The organism is Mesorhizobium sp. LMG 17147, assembly GCF_024297145.1.
GTDB lineage: Bacteria > Pseudomonadota > Alphaproteobacteria > Rhizobiales > Rhizobiaceae > Mesorhizobium.
This window is the reverse complement of record NZ_JANCTC010000026.1, coordinates 15801-31797: the sequence shown is the minus strand read 5'-3', so window position 1 is coordinate 31797 and position 15997 is coordinate 15801. Positions and strand designations below refer to the sequence as shown.

Genomic DNA, 15997 nt, shown 5'->3' with positions numbered 1-15997 from the left:
CGTTTGGGAATGAACGTCAGCGTTCGAAGGCGTCCAGCATCCGGTACCAGGCGATGGTCGCGGCAACGCCGACCTGCCGAAAGGCGTGAAACGGAATCGGCCGGATCGGCGAGATCGGGAACGGCAATTGCCTGGTGTCGCCGCTCGACAGATAGGAGGCGATGCGCTCGCCAAGCGCGGTCATCAGGCCGATGCCGCGGCCCTGGCAGCCAACCACCGCCAGCAGACCCTTCTCTGGCTCGTGGATATGCGGGAGATGGTCCGGCGTCATTGCCACCCGGCCGAACCAGCGCTTTTCAATGGCCACGTCGGACAGCGCCGGGTAGAGCCGCAGCAGCGCGCGTTCCAGATGCGCCCAGTCGGCCGGGCCGTTCGGCAAGGCCATGCGGCCGCGTCCGCCAAGCACCAGCCGACCATCGGCACTCTTGCGGTAATAGACGAGGATACGGCGCGAATCCGAAACCGCCTGCCCCTCCGGCAGGATCGCCGCCGCGAGATTGGACGATAGCGGCGCTGTCGCGATCTGAAAGGAATGCAGCGGGATGATCGTCTCGGCAAGGCCGGGAAGCAGGCCGCCGGTATAGGCGTTGGTCGCCAGGACAATCGCCTTGGCCTTGAGTTCGGCGCCGCTCTCCGTAAAAACGTGCCAATTGCCGGCATTCTTGCTGATCTGCATCACGTTCTGGCGCTCGGCGATCTTCACGCCCGCCGCTGCAGCGACGCGCGCCAGTTCCGACGTGTAGGCGAGCGGATCGATGACGCCGGCACGGCGATCGAGCCAGCCGCCGAGATAGCCTTGCGCGCCGGTCATCGTCGCGATCTCCGTCCCGCTCAGCAACCGGACATCGGCGCCCCGCGCCCGCCACTGCCGATCCCGATTCGCCGCCGCTTTCAGCGCGGTCTCGGTATGTGCGGCCTGGATCCAGCCATTGCGGACGAACGGCACCGCCAGTTTTTCGTCGCGGATCATTTCGAAAACGGCGTCCGCCGTCGAGGCGGCAAAATTGACGAGCGCCTCACCGCGTTCGAGACCAAAATGCTCCAGCAGCCAGTCCGGATCGTATTTCAGGCCAGGAATAACCTGACCGCCGTTCAGACCGGACGCGCCATTGCCAATTTCGCCGGCCTCCAGCACCTGGACCGCAAGGCCGAGCCGGGCAGCGTGCAAGGCCGTTGACAGCCCCATGATGCCGCCGCCGACGATGACGACATCGACGCGTCGGCCGGCTGGACAAAGCGACTGGAACGCGGTGGCTGTCCGCGGCCTTTGCCAGATCGGATCGGAAAACCGTAAGGACAAGGGTCACCTGGGCTGCGCTTTTCAGTGAAAATCCTAATGACGATTTCATGGATTTGACAGCCTGTTTTCGGCTCGCCATTGGCGCAGGGCGCAATCGATTACGATCCAGCAGCGCAAGACGACCTTAACAGATTGACAAAGCTGGCCTTCGAAACGGGATAGACCTTTGCCGGGAATTTGTTGAAAGTGCCGCGGCCGAAGGACAAGACAACAGGAAATACAAGCCATGACGAACGCCACACATTTGCCCGCCGAAGGCCTCTTCGTGGGCCGCGCCCGGGCGAGCGATGCTTCCCATCCGCTGGTGGTCACGGTGCGTGACGGCACGGTCTTCGACATCACGTCAAATGTGGCACCGACCGTACGCGACGTTTGCGAATTGCCGGATCCGGCAGCGCACGTCCGCTCGGCAAAGGGGCGGCCGATCGGCCCGCTCGATGCCATTGCGGCCAACAGTTTCGAGACAGCGCGCGACCCGGGGAAACCGTACCTGCTGTCCCCCGTCGACCTGCAGGCGATCAAGGCGTCTGGCGTCACCTTTGTCGTCAGCCTGCTCGAACGGGTGATCGAGGAGCAGGCGCGCGGTTCGGCGGAAAAGGCCGACGCCATTCGCGCCGACATCGCCGGGCTGATCGGCCACGACCTGTCCAAGCTCAAGCCCGGCTCGCCGGAGGCGATGGAGATCAAGGCCAAGCTGATTGCGCGCGGCGCCTGGTCGCAATATCTGGAAGTCGGCATAGGCCCCGATGCCGAGATCTTCACCAAATGCCAGCCGATGGCCTCGGTCGGCTTCGGCGCCGATGTCGGCCTGCATCCGGTTTCGACATGGAACAATCCGGAGCCGGAGATCGCCATGATTGCGGCCAGCAGCGGCAGGATCGTCGGGGCGACGATCGGCAACGACGTCAACCTGCGCGACGTCGAGGGGCGCTCGGCGCTGCTGCTCGGCAAAGCCAAGGACAACAACGCTTCGGCAGCACTTGGCCCCTTTATCCGGCTGTTCGATGAGACATTTTCCATCGGCGACGTGAAGCAGGCGATCGTACGGTTGAAAGTCGAAGGCGAGGATGGGTTCTCGCTGGAGGGCGCCAGTTCGATGGCCGAGATCAGCCGCTCGCCGGAAGAGTTGGTCGCCGCCGCCATGGGGCCACATCACCAATACCCGGACGGGCTGGCGCTCTATCTCGGCACGATGTTCGTGCCGTCGAAGGATCGCGGCGAAACAGGCAAAGGCTTTACCCACAAGGTCGGCGACATCGTCACCATATCGTCGGAGAAGTTCGGTGCCTTGGTCAACCGCGTGCGGCTGTCGCCCGACTGCCCACACTGGACCTACGGCGCCAGCCATCTGATGCGTGACCTCGCAAGGGCCGACCTCATCTAGTCCCCCAGCCTCACATCCGATAGATCTAGAATTCTCTGATTGGAAATTACCTGCTCGTCGGCATTCGGGAGAGTCCATTGATCGTCGCTCTTGAGGGCAAGACCCTTGTCGTTACCGGCGGGACGCAAGGGCTTGGCGAGACCATCGCCCGGCTGGCCTCAGCCGGCGGCGGCGAAGGGATCGCCATTGTCGGCCGCAATGCCGAGCGTGGCGCACGCATCGCCGAAGAGCTTTCACGACCAAGCCGGCCCGTCGTCTTCATCCAGGCCGAGCTTGGAGATCCGGCCGCGCCTGCAGCTGTCATGGCGGAAGCGATCAAAAGACTCGGCCGCATCGATTGTCTGGTGAACGCTGCGGCCCTCACCGACCGGGCCTCGCTGGAAACTGGCACAATCGACGACTGGGACAGGTTGTTTTCCGTCAATGCGCGCGCGCCGTTCTTCCTCATGCAAGCGGCCGTAGCCGACATGAAGACACGGCAGGCGGCGGGCGCCATCGTCAACATACTGTCGGTGAATGCGCATTGCGGTGCGCCGGACCTTGCCATCTATTCCGCCACCAAGGGCGCGCTTTCGACGCTGACCAGAAACATTGCCAACGCGCATCTTTCCGATCGCATCCGCGTCAACGGCATCAACATGGGCTGGGTAGCGACGCCGGCCGAACAAGAGATGCAGGCGCGCACGCTGGGCAAGGGCGAAAACTGGGCAAAGATCGCCGCCGCCGGCCTGCCGCTTGGTCGATTGCTGACCATGGACGAAGTCGCCCAGCTAACGCTGTTCCTGCTCAGCGACGCCTCCGGGCTGATGACCGGGACGCTTATCGACCTAGAGCAATCCGTGCTCGGCGCGCCGCCGCGCGGCATTGCGTGACGGTCGCAGGGCCGATCGTCGGCCGCCCGGAAAATATCAGCCTAACTGATGCAATCTGATGGGATTGCTGATGGCGTCGTGCTTTGCGCCAACGTCCATTGACAATCGAGGCTTGCCATCGATCGAAAAAGGGAATGCTCTAATGCGCCCAGGTCGACGCTGGCAAAATGCGACCACCGTTTTGGCCGCGCACGGCTTTTCGCGGTGATCGTCGTCGGAGGAGGAGTTCGGTTCAAATGGGAGGAAATCAAATGCTGACGAGGCTAAGACTGCTTGTACTTGGCTTGGTAGTGGCGCTGGCCATTCCGGCCGCGGCACAGGCCAAGACGTTCTACTGGATTTCGCATGGCGGCCCGGCCGATCCGGTCTGGACCTACTTCCTTGCCGGCGCCAAGCAATGGGCGGCGGACACCGGAAACACTGTCAACACATCGTTCCACAATGGCGACGTGGCGTCGCAGCAGGAGGCTATTCGCGCCGCGATTTCCGCGAAGGCCGACGGCATCACCACGACCAGCCCTGATCCGGGCAGCCTTGTCGAGATCGTCAAGGAAGCGCGGGCGGCGAACATCCCGATCATCAACTTCAACACGCCCGACCCGAAGGCGGACTTCAACGCCTATGTCGGCGGCGACAACGTCACCTTCGGCAAGCACTGGGCGCAGTATCTGGTCGACAAGGGCCTTGTGAAGAAGGGCGACTTCGTCTGGATGCCGGTCGAGGTTCCCGGCGCCACCTATGGCGTCCAGGAAGAGGAAGGCATCAAGAGCGTGTTCGAGCCGCTCGGCATCACCTACGAGATCACCGAAGCGACGCTCGACCAGGCCGAAGTGATCAACCGCATGGTCGATTACCTCACCGCCAACAGGGCCAAGGTCAAGGCGGTTATCGGCCTCGGCGACCTGGTCACCGGTTCGATCAAGCGGGTGTTTGACCAGGTCGGCGTCAAGCCGGGCGAAATCCCGGTCGTCGGCTGGGGCAACTCGCTCGACACCACCCAGGAAGTGCTGAACGGCTACGTCAATGCCGCGCAGTGGCAGGATCCGCAGGCGACCAGCTACGTCGCGCTCTCGCTCGCCAACATGGCGGCAAGCGGTATCCCGCCAGGCTTCGACGTGATCACCGGCGCGCTCTACGAGAAGGACACCGCCGCGGTATACGACAAGATCCTGTCCGGCAAATAGGTCCGCGATCGAGTTGGTCACGGCCGCTTTGGCGGCCGTGACAGTCTCATCATTCCGCCGAACCGCTTGCTGTCTCGGCCAAATCCAATCCTATCGCGGGTCCAAGGTGGAAAATCGTTCTCTTATCCAACGCTCGATCGCGCGGCCTGAGTTCGGGCCGTTCGTGCTGCTCGTCATCGAGATCGCCGTGTTCTGGGGCATCAACCACGACTTCCTGTCGCCGCAAAACATCTCGAACACGCTGGCCTTCACGGTCGAACTCGGGCTGATCGCGCTGGCGATGACGCTGTTGATGACATCAGGCGAATTCGACCTCTCGGTCGGCTCGGTGTTCGGCTTCTCGCCGGTCCTGATGTGGACCTTGTTCAACAGCGGCGTCGCCTCGCTCGAAGCCGCCTTCGTCGTTGCGCTGGTGGTCGCTGCCTTCATCGGACTGGTCAATGGCTGGTTCGTGACGCAGCTCAAGATCCCGTCCTTCCTGGTGACGCTTGGCATGCTGCTGGTGGTGCGCGGCACCGCTTTGTTCGTCACCAGCGGGTTTCCGCAGCGGACCTGGAGCGCCGAGGGCAGCTGGCTGGCGGAAGCCCTGGTCGGCGATTTCTTCATCGGGCCGTTCCGTATCTATATGTCGCTGTTCTGGTTCATCGCCGCCGCAATCGCGCTCGGCTACGTGCTGACGCAGAGCCGGACCGGCAACTGGATCCAGGCGGCCGGCGGCAACCCGAGTGCTGCAAGGGCGCGCGGCGTCAATGTCAGCGGCGTCAAGATCGGCCTGTTCATCCTGTCGTCGATCCTGGCCTCGCTCGCCGGCGTCATCTCCTCGCTGCGTACCTCGGCGGCCAACCCCAACAGCGGCACCGGCTACGAGCTCGAAGTCATCGCCATGGTAGTGATCGGCGGCACGGCGCTGACCGGCGGGCGCGGCACAATCATCGGCACGGTGCTCGGTATCCTGATCCTGCGCGTGATGCGCAACGGCATCGTGCTGATCGGTGTGCCGGGCCTTGCCTACAACATCTTCATCGGCGCCATCATCCTCGGCATGATGGCGCTCCACTCATGGCTGGAACGCCGGCATCAGGCAGGGACTTGAACCATGGCCGAACCGCTTGTCCGCATGGAAAATATCCGCAAGTCCTATGGGCGCGTGCAGGCGCTGGTTGATGCCAATTTCCATGTCAACGAAAGAGAGATCGTCGGACTGCTCGGCGACAACGGCGCCGGCAAGTCGACGCTGATCAAAGTGCTGTCGGGCGCGGTCCCGCTGACCAGCGGCGACATCTTTATCCGCGGCAAGAAGGTGAATTTGCGCAGTACCAGCGACGCCATCGCCCATGGCATCGAGACGATCTACCAGGATTCCGCGTTGGTGACGCAGCTGTCGATCGCCCGTAACCTGTTCCTTGGACGCGAGCCGATCAAGCCGCCGCGTTTCCTCAACCGCATGGACCAGGAGGCGATGAACGTGGTTGCCCGTGACCTGCTCAAGCAGGTCGGCATCTCGAAGAACATCCCGCCGACGACGCCGATCGGCTCGCTCTCCGGCGGCGAGCGGCAGGCGGTGGCGATTGCACGCGCCATGCATTTTGACAGCGACCTCATCATCCTCGACGAGCCGACCAACAATCTCGGCGTCGCCGAAACGCAAGGGGTGCTGAGTTTCGTGCGCAGTGCCCGCGATTCTGGCCATTCCTGCATCTTCATCGCCCACAACATCCATCATGTCTTCCAGGTGGTCGACCGCATCGTCGTCATGCGCCGCGGCAAGGTGGTCGCCGACGATATCGACCCGAAGAAGACCAGCGTCGCCGAAGTCGAGCGCGTCATCACCGGCATGTCGGACAAGGAGATCCGTGACGCGCTGGCCGAGGGCACGCAACGGCCCGGCTGAGCAGCCGGGCCGGGCTTATCGTCGAGGCACTGGATCGCCTCGCCACATGGTTGCGACATGAAAGCCACCGTTTCGGATATTGCCAGGAGCTGCGGCCTGTCGACCGCGACGGTCGACCGTGTGCTCAACAACCGGCCGGGGGCGAGTGCCGCCAACCGGCAGCGCGTGATGGAGGCGGCCAAGCAGCTCGGCTATCTGCCGGTCGTCGACCAGGTCGCGTTGCCCTCGCGGCCGGCACATCTCGAATTCTTCCTGCCGATGGGCAGCAATGCCTTCATGGCCGATCTGGCCAGGCACATCGAGGATTATGCGGCGCGCCTGCCGCTGGTCGCCTCCTGCCGCATCCACAAGCTCGCCGGCATCTCGCCGAGTGCCTTGCAGACGGCCGTCGAAAACCTCTCGCTCAAGGCGAACGGTGTCGGCGTCATCGCCATCGACCATCCGAGAACGCGCAACATCTTGCGCGAGATCGTCGAGGCCGGCATCCGCCTGGTCACGCTGGTGTCCGACGTTCCCGGCGCGCCGCGCTCAGCTTATGTCGGCATCGACAACAGGGGGGCCGGCCGCACCGCGGCGCTGCTGATGGGACGGTTCCTCGGCGGCCGCCAAGGCCATCTGGCGATGGTGGTCGGCTCACGTTCCTATCGCGGCCACGAGGAACGCGAGATGGGCTTTCGCTCGGTGCTCGGCGAGGAGTTCCCCAACCTGGTCGTCACCAGCGCCGTCGAGATCAACGACGAGCCGGAGGTCAGTTATACCGCGACCATGAAGGCGCTGCACAACGAGCCGGAGCTGCTCGGCATCTACTGTATCGGCGCCGGGCGCTCGGGCGTGGCAAAAGCATTGCTCGAAGCCAGGCCGCGGACGAAGCCGGTGTTCATCTGCCATGACCTGACGCGCGAGACGCGCGGCTATCTGGTCGACGATCTGCTCGACGTCGTCATCGACCAGAATGCGCGGCTGATCGCCGAACAGTCGGTCATTCGCCTGCTCGGCTCGATCGCCTCGTCGGCGCCCTATCTGACGCGGAAATTCATCGAGCCGCGCCTGATCTTCAAGGAAAATGTCCCGGTGCAGTGATGTCGTGCGGGGGCGATGGTCGCTCGGGCCTTGATCGTTAAAATTCGGTTGATACCGCAAATCTGCACATCACCTATGCAACTTTTTTGGTTGCCGAATCATTGGGCAATTGATAGTTTCGCAGGTGTCGGCCATCTACTCCTCCCAGATGCGATGCCGACGCTGAGTGCGGTACACCTCCTCCCGTGCCGTATTCGAAATCGAGCCCGCTGCCACCTCCTCCCGGCAGCGGGCTTTTTTTGTTCCGGCGCCGGGATAGCGGGCGATGCTGGGATCGTAACTGGCACCGGACACGATTGCTGATCCGCGGATCGATGAGCTTCGCTGCGACCGCCGCGGCTTATCGGGCGGAATCCAGTCACACTTGTCACTCTCACCGGTTCGCCGGCGGCCCTATCCTACCTCACCACCAGCAAACAACGCCGCGCCAGCAATGCTGCTGCGGAGGATCGGCAAGGGAGACGCGAGATGGCACATCGCGATGGGACGAGACATCACGCGGCGGCACGGCGCGCAATCGAAACGCCGCGGATCGTTTCGCCGCTTGCGAGATTATCTGGCCCTGAAAGAAGTGATCAGGCCTTCCGCCATGCGGACGAACTGCGCGCTCGGGCCCTCGGCGCCGACGCTTTGCAAGCTGACGCGGGCGCCCTCGAGCAGAAGCGACAGCGTATCGGCGAGAAGCTCGGCCTGTCCGATACCCGCATCGCGACACAGCGAGACCAGACGCTCGCGCTGCGCTTCCTTGAGTTCCTTGATCACTTGCCTTGCCGGATGATCGGCCTCGCTCAGCTCGATGGCGGCGTTGGCCATGTCGCAACCGCGGCGATCCGACATCAGGCAATCGGCCGCCATCCGGACCCAGGCGTGCAGCTGCGCCAGCTTGTCGCCCGGATTCTCCGCCTCGAACTTCTCCCACATCGCGTTGGCGCTGCAGGCGGTCGCCCGCAGACATTCGATGATCAGGTCGTCCTTGGACTCGAAATGCCGGTAGAGCGTCATCTTGTTGGTGCCGGCGGCCTCGGTGATGGCGTCGATGCCGACGCCGCGAATGCCATGCTTGTGAAACATGTCCCGTGCCGTCTCCAGGATCCTGTCCCGGGGGCGAACACGCTCCACAACACCGTCTGTCATCAAAACCTCCGTGATTGCGTTTCCGAAATTCCCTCGGTGCACCTCTTGACTAGGGTGTTACCGGTCTGTAACGTTAGCGATGTTACTTACCTGTAACACCCGCATTGCATCATGTCAAACTCGCAAGTGCCGGCCATCAGCCCCGCCCCGATCGGCAAGGGGACGAACCGCACCTTACGGCCTCGGCTGGCGAGCAAGAAAACACCAGATCCGCGGCTTGCCGCGTATCGCCAAAACCAGGAGCCGCTTCGATGTCGCAGCGCAATGATCTGACGATCGATGAAGTCGTGAGGGATCCGATGATCCGCATGCTGATGAAAGCCGACCGCGTCGACCCGCGGTCTTTCGAGGCGATGCTGCGTACGCTGGCGGACGAGCAGGCCGAGCGCCGCAATGCGCCGCGTCGTCCCCTGCAAGATTTCGGCTTTCTCGAAGATTCCGGCTCAACGCGCAGCCGGCGGCTGTCCAGGGTGGCCAAGGCCTTCGGCCGGGCCAGAGCATCGGGCGAGGCGTGCATCTCATGGTAAACTTCTTCATCCATCGTCCGATCTTTGCGTCGGCGATCGCCATCATCATGGTGCTCGCCGGGGGTATCTCTTATTTCCTTCTGCCGGTCTCGCAATTTCCCGACATCACGCCTCCCCAGGTCGTGGTCAGCGCCCACTACCCGGGCGCCAGCGCGCAGGTCGTCGCCGACACGGTGACGACACCGCTCGAACAGCAAATCAACGGCGTCCAAGGCATGATCTATATGTCGTCGTCGAGCTCCAATGACGGCTCGTCGACGATCACCATCACCTTCGACGTCGGCTACGATCTGAGCACGGCGGCCGTCGACGTCCAGAACCGCGTTTCGCAGGCGGCTTCCTCGCTGCCGGCCATCGTCAATCAGGGCGGCGTGACGATCAAGAAGCAGAACCCGAACTTCGTCCTGATCGTCGACCTCACCTCGCCGGACGGTTCCGTCAACCCGGTCGCGCTGAGCAATCTCGCCTATCTGCAGGTGGTCGATCCGCTGAAGCGGCTGCCCGGCGTCGGCGACGTGCAGATCTTCGGCGAGCGGCGCTATTCGATGCGCATTTGGCTCGACCCCGACAAGCTCGCCAATCTCGGCATTACCGCCGTCGACGTGCAGAACGCCGTCGCCGAGCAGAACGTTCAGGTGGCGGCCGGCAAGATCGGGCAATCACCGGCTCCGGCCGGCACTGCCTTCGAGATGCAGGTCAACGCCGTCGGCAGGCTGAGCGATCCCAAGGAGTTCGGCGACATCGTCGTGCGGGCCAATACCGCCAACGGCTCGCTGGTCAGGCTGCGCGACGTTGCGCGCATCGAACTCGGTGCGCTGCAATATTCGTCGTCGGCCTTCTTCGGCAAGGACCCGACGGTGGTGCTCGCGGTCTACCAGATGCCGGGCTCCAACGCGCTCGATCTGCAGCAGCGCGTCAAGGACAAGATGCAGGAGCTGTCAGCCCGTTTCCCGAAGGGCGTCAGCTACGCCATGCATTACGATACGACACGTTTCGTTTCGGCCTCAATGCACGACGTGCTGATCACGCTCGGCGAAGCGCTAGTCCTGGTCGTCGCCGTGGTGTTCATCTTCCTGCAAAGCTGGCGCACCACGATCATCCCGACGATCGCAATTCCGGTGTCGCTGGTGACGACGCTGGCCGTCATGCATATGCTTGGCTTCTCGCTGAACATGCTCAGCCTGCTCGGCATGGTGCTGGCGATCGGCCTCGTCGTCGACGACGCCATCGTCGTCGTCGAGAATGTCGAACGCCAACTTGAGGCCGGCCTCAAACCTCTGGCTGCCACGCGCACGGCGATGGCCGAGGTCACGGGCCCGATCATCGCCACGACCGCCGTGCTGATGGCCGTGTTCGTGCCGGTCGCCTTCATTCCCGGCGTGTCCGGCCGGCTCTACAACCAGTTCGCCCTGACCGTCGCGATCTCCTTCGGCATCTCGGCCTTCGTCTCGCTGACGCTTACCCCGTCGCTCAGCGCCGCCTTCCTGCGCCACCGGCCGGAAACCCAGTTCGTGCTGTTCCGCTGGTTCAACACAGGCTTCGAACGGCTGGCGCATGCCTATGCGAATGGCGTACGCATTCTCATCCGCCTGCGCTGGATCATGCTCGGCGTGTTCGCGGCCGGACTTGTCGCGACCTATTTCGTCTGGCAGCGCCTGCCGTCGACCTTCCTTCCGGTCGAGGACCAGGGCTATTTCTTCGTCGTCATCCAGCTCCCCGACGGGGCCTCGCTGGAACGCACCGATGCGGTGGCGCAAAAGGCGCGCGACATCCTGCAAAACACGCCCGGCGTCGACATCGTCGGCTCGATCAGCGGCTTGAATTTCCTGACCAGTGCCGCGCAGTCGAACTCGGCGGTCGAATTCGCGATCCTGAAGCCATGGGACGAACGCGGCCCCGACCAGAGCGCCTCGAAGCTCGTGGCCGACGTGCGCAACAAGCTGCTGCAAATTCCGGACGCTTTTGCGCTGAGCTTCGACCCGCCGTCGATCCCGGGCATCGGCACCACCGGTGGCTTCGAGTTCCAGGTCGAGGACCTGACCGGCCGCGGCAGCGTGGCGCTCAACGATGCGACGCAAGCCGTGATTGCCGAGGCGCGCAAGCAGCCCGAGCTCAACCCGCAGCAATTGTTCTCGTCGTTCTCGACCTCGACGCCGCAGTTCAACTATGATCTCGATCGCGCCAAGGCGAAGCTGCTCGGGCTCAACCTGCCGGACGTCTTCAACACGCTGCAGATCTATCTCGGCTCGCTCTATGTGAACGATTTCAACCTGTTCGGCCGCACCTTCCGGGTGACGATCCAGGCCGACAAGGACTCTCGCGCCGGTCCGGCCGACATATCGCGGCTCTATGTCCGCAATGCGTCGGGTGGCATGGTGCCGTTGAGCACGTTGGGCAAGCTTGTGCCGATCGTCGGCCCCGAGACCGTGCCGCATTACAACAACAATGCGTCGGCGCTGATCAATGGCGGCGCCGCCCCCGGCTTTTCGTCCGGTCAGGCGGTGGCGGCAATGGAGCGTGCCGCTGCCACGGCATTGCCGAGAGATTTCGGCTACGAATGGACCGGCATCACCTATCAGGAGCTCAAGGCAGGATCGATCGCATCCGTCGTCTTCGGCCTTGCAATCGTCTTCGTCTTCCTGATCCTGGCCGCGCAATATGAGAGCTGGGCGATGCCGTTCATGGTGCTGCTGGCGGTGCCGCTCGCATTGTTCGGTGCGTTCGTCGTGCTGTGGCTGCGCGGCATGCAGATCGACGTCTATTCGCAGATCGGCTTCGTCATGCTGATCGGACTGGCGGCCAAGAACGCGATTCTGATCGTGGAGTTTGCCCGGCGCCGACGCGAAGAAGGCCTCAGCATCGTCGACGCCGCAATGGAAGCGGCGCGGCTTCGGCTGCGACCGATCCTGATGACCGCCTTCGCCTTCATCCTCGGCGTGCTGCCGCTGATGTTCGCCACAGGTGCGGGTGCCGCAAGCCGGCAGTCGATCGGCACCACCGTCTTTGGCGGCATGGTCGCGGCGACGATCCTGTCGCTGGTGTTCGTGCCGGTCTTCTATGCGGTGATCGAGCAGCTGCGCGAGCGCCGCAGCGAGAGCGAACCGGTTTCCGAAGCGACCGAACAACCAACTGCCGAACCCGCCTTCGAGCCATTGGCCGAAGCGGCTGAATAGGACTGGAGAATTGATCATGCGTAAATGGAAAATCGCGCTGGGAACGGCCGTCGCCCTTGGGGCGATTTCGGTGGCGAGCGTTCACCTGCTCGACATGGGCAGCCTCAGCCTCAACGCCGGCACAGCCGGGGCGGCAACACCCAAGCCGGAAGCCTTCGTCATGCCGGTGCCGGTGGTGAGCGTCGTCAAGAAGACGATCCCGATCTATCTCGACTACGCTGCCCGGGTGGAGCCGATCCGCAGCATCACGCTGCAGGCGCGCGTGCCGGGCTACCTGCAGGAGCAGGTCGCCATCGACGGCAGTGACGTTGCGAAGGGCGACCTTCTCTACAAGATCGCCCCCGAGGATTTCCAGGCTGCCCTCGAGCAGGCGAAGGCGCTTATCCAGCGCGACACGGCAACACTCGACTATGCGCGCTCCAATCTCGGGCGCGGCAGCGAGCTCGCCAAGAGCGGCTATCTCGCCAAGGACGTGTTCGACCAGCGCACCAGCACCTTGCGTGAGGCTCAGGCCTCGCTCGCCGTGAACCAGGCCGCCTTGCGGACCGCCGAGCTCAATTTGAGCTATACCGAAATCCGTGCCCCGTTCGCGGGACGCATCGGACGCAGCCAGGCATCCGTTGGAACGCTGGTCAGCGTTGCCGGCACGGTGCTCAATTCGCTGGTGCAGCTCGATCCGATCTACGTCACCTTCAATCCGAGCGAAACGGACCTGACACAGATCGAGGAAGCCCGGGCCGCGGGACCGATCAGCGTCGACGTCCTGCTTCCCGGTGAAACGGAACCGCGCCAGAAGGGCGATCTTACCTTCATAGACAACACGATCGATCGCTCGACCGGCACGATCACGGCACGGGCGACGATCGGCAACGCCAAGTTCACGCTGCTCCCCGGCCAATATGTCCGCGTCCGGCTGCACGTCAAAGAGCAGCCCGATGCGCTGATGGTACCGCAGACGGCACTCGGCTCAGGCCAGCTCGGCAAATACCTCTATGTCGTCGGCAAGGACAACACGGTCGACCAGCGTATCGTTTCGCTCGGACCGACCAATGGCGATCAGGTCGCCATCTTGAGCGGTGTGGCCGAAGGCGACCGGGTCATTACGGGCAATCTGCAGAAGATCGGCCCGGGAATGCCGGTCTCGCCGCTGCCCGAGAAACCGGCCACCTGATAACCCCCATCAGGTCCGGTCCCGCGGCGCCCTCGGCTCCCACGCCAAGGGCGCCGTTTTGCTATGTTTCGTCTTACGCAATTCCTTGGGGAAAGCGCTGCATACGCCGGCTTCGAGAAGCCGGCGTATGTTCAGCAGGGTCGGTTTTTGCGGCCGTGCGGCCTGACGGCCTTGCCTGCGCCGCAAGCCACCGGCCAAGCGGAAGTCAAGAAATCCACGACCCGCATCTTGTAAGATTGTCGACAATCTGTTTTTCCTTCCGGTTTGCTGGAGCAGCCGGAAATGGCAACGCTGGATTTCAGTCCGATCGCCGACACGACAAGACGCGCCGAGATCGTGGCGCTGCTCCGGCGGGCGATCCTGACCGGCCAGTTGGAACCGGGGCAGAAGCTCAACGAACTCAGGATTTCCGAGCAGATGCGGGTGAGCCGTGCGCCGCTGCGCGAGGCGATGCGCGAATTGGTGCAGGAAGGCATCCTGACCAGCATCCCCTACGCCGGAACCTTCGTCATCGACGTTACCGCCAAGGACATCGACGATGCCTATTCGCTCAACAAGGTGATCGACGAATTCGCCATCGCGCGGACATGGCCGCTTCGCGACCAGCGCTTCTTCGACGAGCTCGACCGGCGCCATGCGGCGGTGAAGCAGGCGACGCGCGAACTGGACACGACGCGGCAGATCGAAACGGCGCTGCAACTGCATGGCCTGATCCACGAATGGGCCGATAATTCGGTGCTGCTTGAGACGTGGCAGCGGCTGACCAGCCGGCTGCAGATGTATTTCGCGCTGCACCAGCGGGCGCGCAACGAGCCGGTGCCTGCCGAAGATGCTCACGAGACCTATGTACGGCTGCTCAAGGGCAGCGACATGCGCGCTGCCCAGCGCCACGCCAAGGAGCATATCGATTTCGATTTCGAGGCATTGCTCGCCTATGCGCGCGGGCTGGAGCAGCGCGGCTCAAAGGGTGCTGGCGCCAATCGTGCCGGACCGCCTGAAGGCGGCTGAGCCAGACAATTCTGGTGGTCATCCCGGAAAATAGGCAACGGACAGAAAACGTGCAGATCAAAACCATCAAGGCCTTTCATGTCGTGCAGCCCTTCGTTGACGGGCCTTACCGCATGTCCAAGGGGCGCGTCGCCGATGCGTTCGACGCGGTGATCGTCGCCGTCACCACCGATAGCGGGCTCACCGGCTGGGGCGAGATGGCGCCGCTCGGCAACTTCTATTCGCCTGCCTTCGCCGCCGGCACGCGCGCCGGCGTCGTCGAGATCGCGCCGCATCTCATCGGCCATGACCCACGCGGGCTTGCCAGTATCAACAGGCTGATGGACACGGTGTTCAAGGGCCATCCCTACGTCAAGTCGGCGCTCGACATGGCATGCTCGGATCTCGCGGCGCGCGCCGCCGACGTGCCGCTGGTCACCCTGCTCGGTGGGCGCGAAAGCGAGACGGCCGAACTCTACAAGGTCGTCACCCACGGCACCGTCGACGCGATGGCCGCACTCGCCAAGCGCATCCTCAACGACGGCTTTCACCGGCTGCAGGTCAAGGTCGGCGGCAACGTCCATGACGACATCGAACGCGTCACAGCCGTCGCCGCCGCCGTGCCGAAGGGCACCGTCATCTTCTGCGACGCCAATGCCGGTTGGACGCCTTACCAGGCGCGCCAGTTCGCCGATGCGACGCGCAACATCGACTACACGTTCGAGCAGCCCTGCACGACGATCGACGAATGCCTGTCGGTGCGCCGCTCGCTCGGCAAGCCGATGGTGCTCGACGAATCCGTCGCCTCGCTTCACGATATGCTCGACATCCATCGCAAGGGCGCCGCCGACGGGCTGACGCTGAAGATCTCACGCCTTGGCGGCGTCACCAAAACGCGCCAGATCCGCGACCTTGCCGTCGACCTCGGCTTCATGATCACGGTCGAGGACACTGGCGGCGCCGAGATCGACACATCGGCCATGGCGCATCTGTCGCTGTCGACGCCGGAGGAGCGCCGGCTGCACGCTATCGCCTTTCACGAATGGGTGACGGTGCGCACCGCATCCAACATGCCGCCGGTTTCGGGAAGCCGTATGGGCATTCCGGATGGGCCGGGCCTCGGCATCGATGTCGTTCCCGGCCTGCTCGGCGCGCCCTTTTTCGAAATCGGCAGCTGAACTGCAATAAGGCTGCACCGAATCAGCCTGAATATGCCGCGTCCTTCTGACTGCGGAGGCACGGCCGTGTGGATTGACCGCTCATCCAATCGTCTTCGGCCGATTGCAGAGCGGCA

At 63.5% G+C, this 15997-nt stretch carries 13 protein-coding genes; 11 read left to right on the top strand and 2 right to left on the bottom strand.

The annotated features are described in order from the left end of the window. Nucleotides 1–16: 16 nt before the first annotated feature. Complete coding sequence (locus NMG46_RS27125; RefSeq protein ID WP_254820396.1) at nucleotides 17–1300, bottom strand: FAD-binding oxidoreductase; 1284 nt, start codon at nucleotides 1298–1300, stop codon at nucleotides 17–19. 226 nt (nucleotides 1301–1526) lie between these two features. Here NMG46_RS27125 and NMG46_RS27120 point away from each other — a divergent pair, with 226 nt between their 5' ends. From NMG46_RS27120 to NMG46_RS27095, 6 genes are all read left to right on the top strand, one after another. Next, nucleotides 1527–2684 carry a fumarylacetoacetate hydrolase family protein gene (locus tag NMG46_RS27120; RefSeq protein WP_254820395.1) on the top strand — a complete coding sequence of 386 codons (1158 nt, stop codon included), beginning with the start codon at nucleotides 1527–1529 and terminating at the stop codon, nucleotides 2682–2684. A 77-nt stretch (nucleotides 2685–2761) separates the two neighbouring features. Then, the gene (locus NMG46_RS27115) at nucleotides 2762–3556 is read left to right on the top strand and encodes an SDR family oxidoreductase (RefSeq protein ID WP_254820394.1); all 795 of its coding nucleotides are present in this window, start codon (nucleotides 2762–2764) and stop codon (nucleotides 3554–3556) included. A 251-nt stretch (nucleotides 3557–3807) separates the two neighbouring features. Next, nucleotides 3808–4740 (top strand): substrate-binding domain-containing protein, encoded by a 933-nt coding sequence (locus tag NMG46_RS27110; RefSeq protein ID WP_254820393.1) that lies wholly within the window; start codon nucleotides 3808–3810, stop codon nucleotides 4738–4740. A 106-nt stretch (nucleotides 4741–4846) separates the two neighbouring features. Next, nucleotides 4847–5833 carry an ABC transporter permease gene (locus NMG46_RS27105; protein ID WP_254820392.1) on the top strand — a complete coding sequence of 329 codons (987 nt, stop codon included), beginning with the start codon at nucleotides 4847–4849 and terminating at the stop codon, nucleotides 5831–5833. A 3-nt stretch (nucleotides 5834–5836) separates the two neighbouring features. Further along, nucleotides 5837–6631 carry an ATP-binding cassette domain-containing protein gene (locus tag NMG46_RS27100; protein WP_254820391.1) on the top strand — a complete coding sequence of 265 codons (795 nt, stop codon included), beginning with the start codon at nucleotides 5837–5839 and terminating at the stop codon, nucleotides 6629–6631. A 57-nt stretch (nucleotides 6632–6688) separates the two neighbouring features. Then, nucleotides 6689–7711 (top strand): LacI family DNA-binding transcriptional regulator, encoded by a 1023-nt coding sequence (locus tag NMG46_RS27095; protein WP_254820390.1) that lies wholly within the window; start codon nucleotides 6689–6691, stop codon nucleotides 7709–7711. Between the two features lie 552 nt (nucleotides 7712–8263). On the opposite strand, the gene NMG46_RS27090 is transcribed toward NMG46_RS27095, so the two are convergent. Then, on the bottom strand, nucleotides 8264–8845 hold the full coding sequence (locus tag NMG46_RS27090; RefSeq protein ID WP_031211029.1) for a TetR/AcrR family transcriptional regulator: 582 nt from the start codon (nucleotides 8843–8845) through the stop codon (nucleotides 8264–8266). 251 nt (nucleotides 8846–9096) lie between these two features. Here NMG46_RS27090 and NMG46_RS27085 point away from each other — a divergent pair, with 251 nt between their 5' ends. The 5 genes from NMG46_RS27085 (at nucleotide 9097) to NMG46_RS27065 (ending at nucleotide 15881) form a co-directional block, all read left to right on the top strand. Then, nucleotides 9097–9372, top strand: coding sequence for a hypothetical protein (locus NMG46_RS27085; RefSeq protein ID WP_254820389.1), 276 nt, complete (start codon nucleotides 9097–9099; stop codon nucleotides 9370–9372). Beyond that, nucleotides 9366–12545, top strand: coding sequence for an efflux RND transporter permease subunit (locus NMG46_RS27080; protein WP_254820388.1), 3180 nt, complete (start codon nucleotides 9366–9368; stop codon nucleotides 12543–12545). The genes NMG46_RS27085 and NMG46_RS27080 overlap by 7 nt, the downstream gene beginning before the upstream one ends. Before the next feature lie 16 nt (nucleotides 12546–12561). Then, on the top strand, nucleotides 12562–13716 hold the full coding sequence (locus tag NMG46_RS27075) for an efflux RND transporter periplasmic adaptor subunit (protein ID WP_254820387.1): 1155 nt from the start codon (nucleotides 12562–12564) through the stop codon (nucleotides 13714–13716). A 282-nt stretch (nucleotides 13717–13998) separates the two neighbouring features. After that, nucleotides 13999–14724, top strand: coding sequence for a GntR family transcriptional regulator (locus NMG46_RS27070; RefSeq protein WP_254820386.1), 726 nt, complete (start codon nucleotides 13999–14001; stop codon nucleotides 14722–14724). 50 nt (nucleotides 14725–14774) lie between these two features. Continuing rightward, nucleotides 14775–15881: a mandelate racemase/muconate lactonizing enzyme family protein gene (locus NMG46_RS27065; RefSeq protein WP_254820385.1), complete on the top strand. Its 1107-nt coding sequence runs from the start codon at nucleotides 14775–14777 to the stop codon at nucleotides 15879–15881. Nucleotides 15882–15997: the final 116 nt, after the last annotated feature.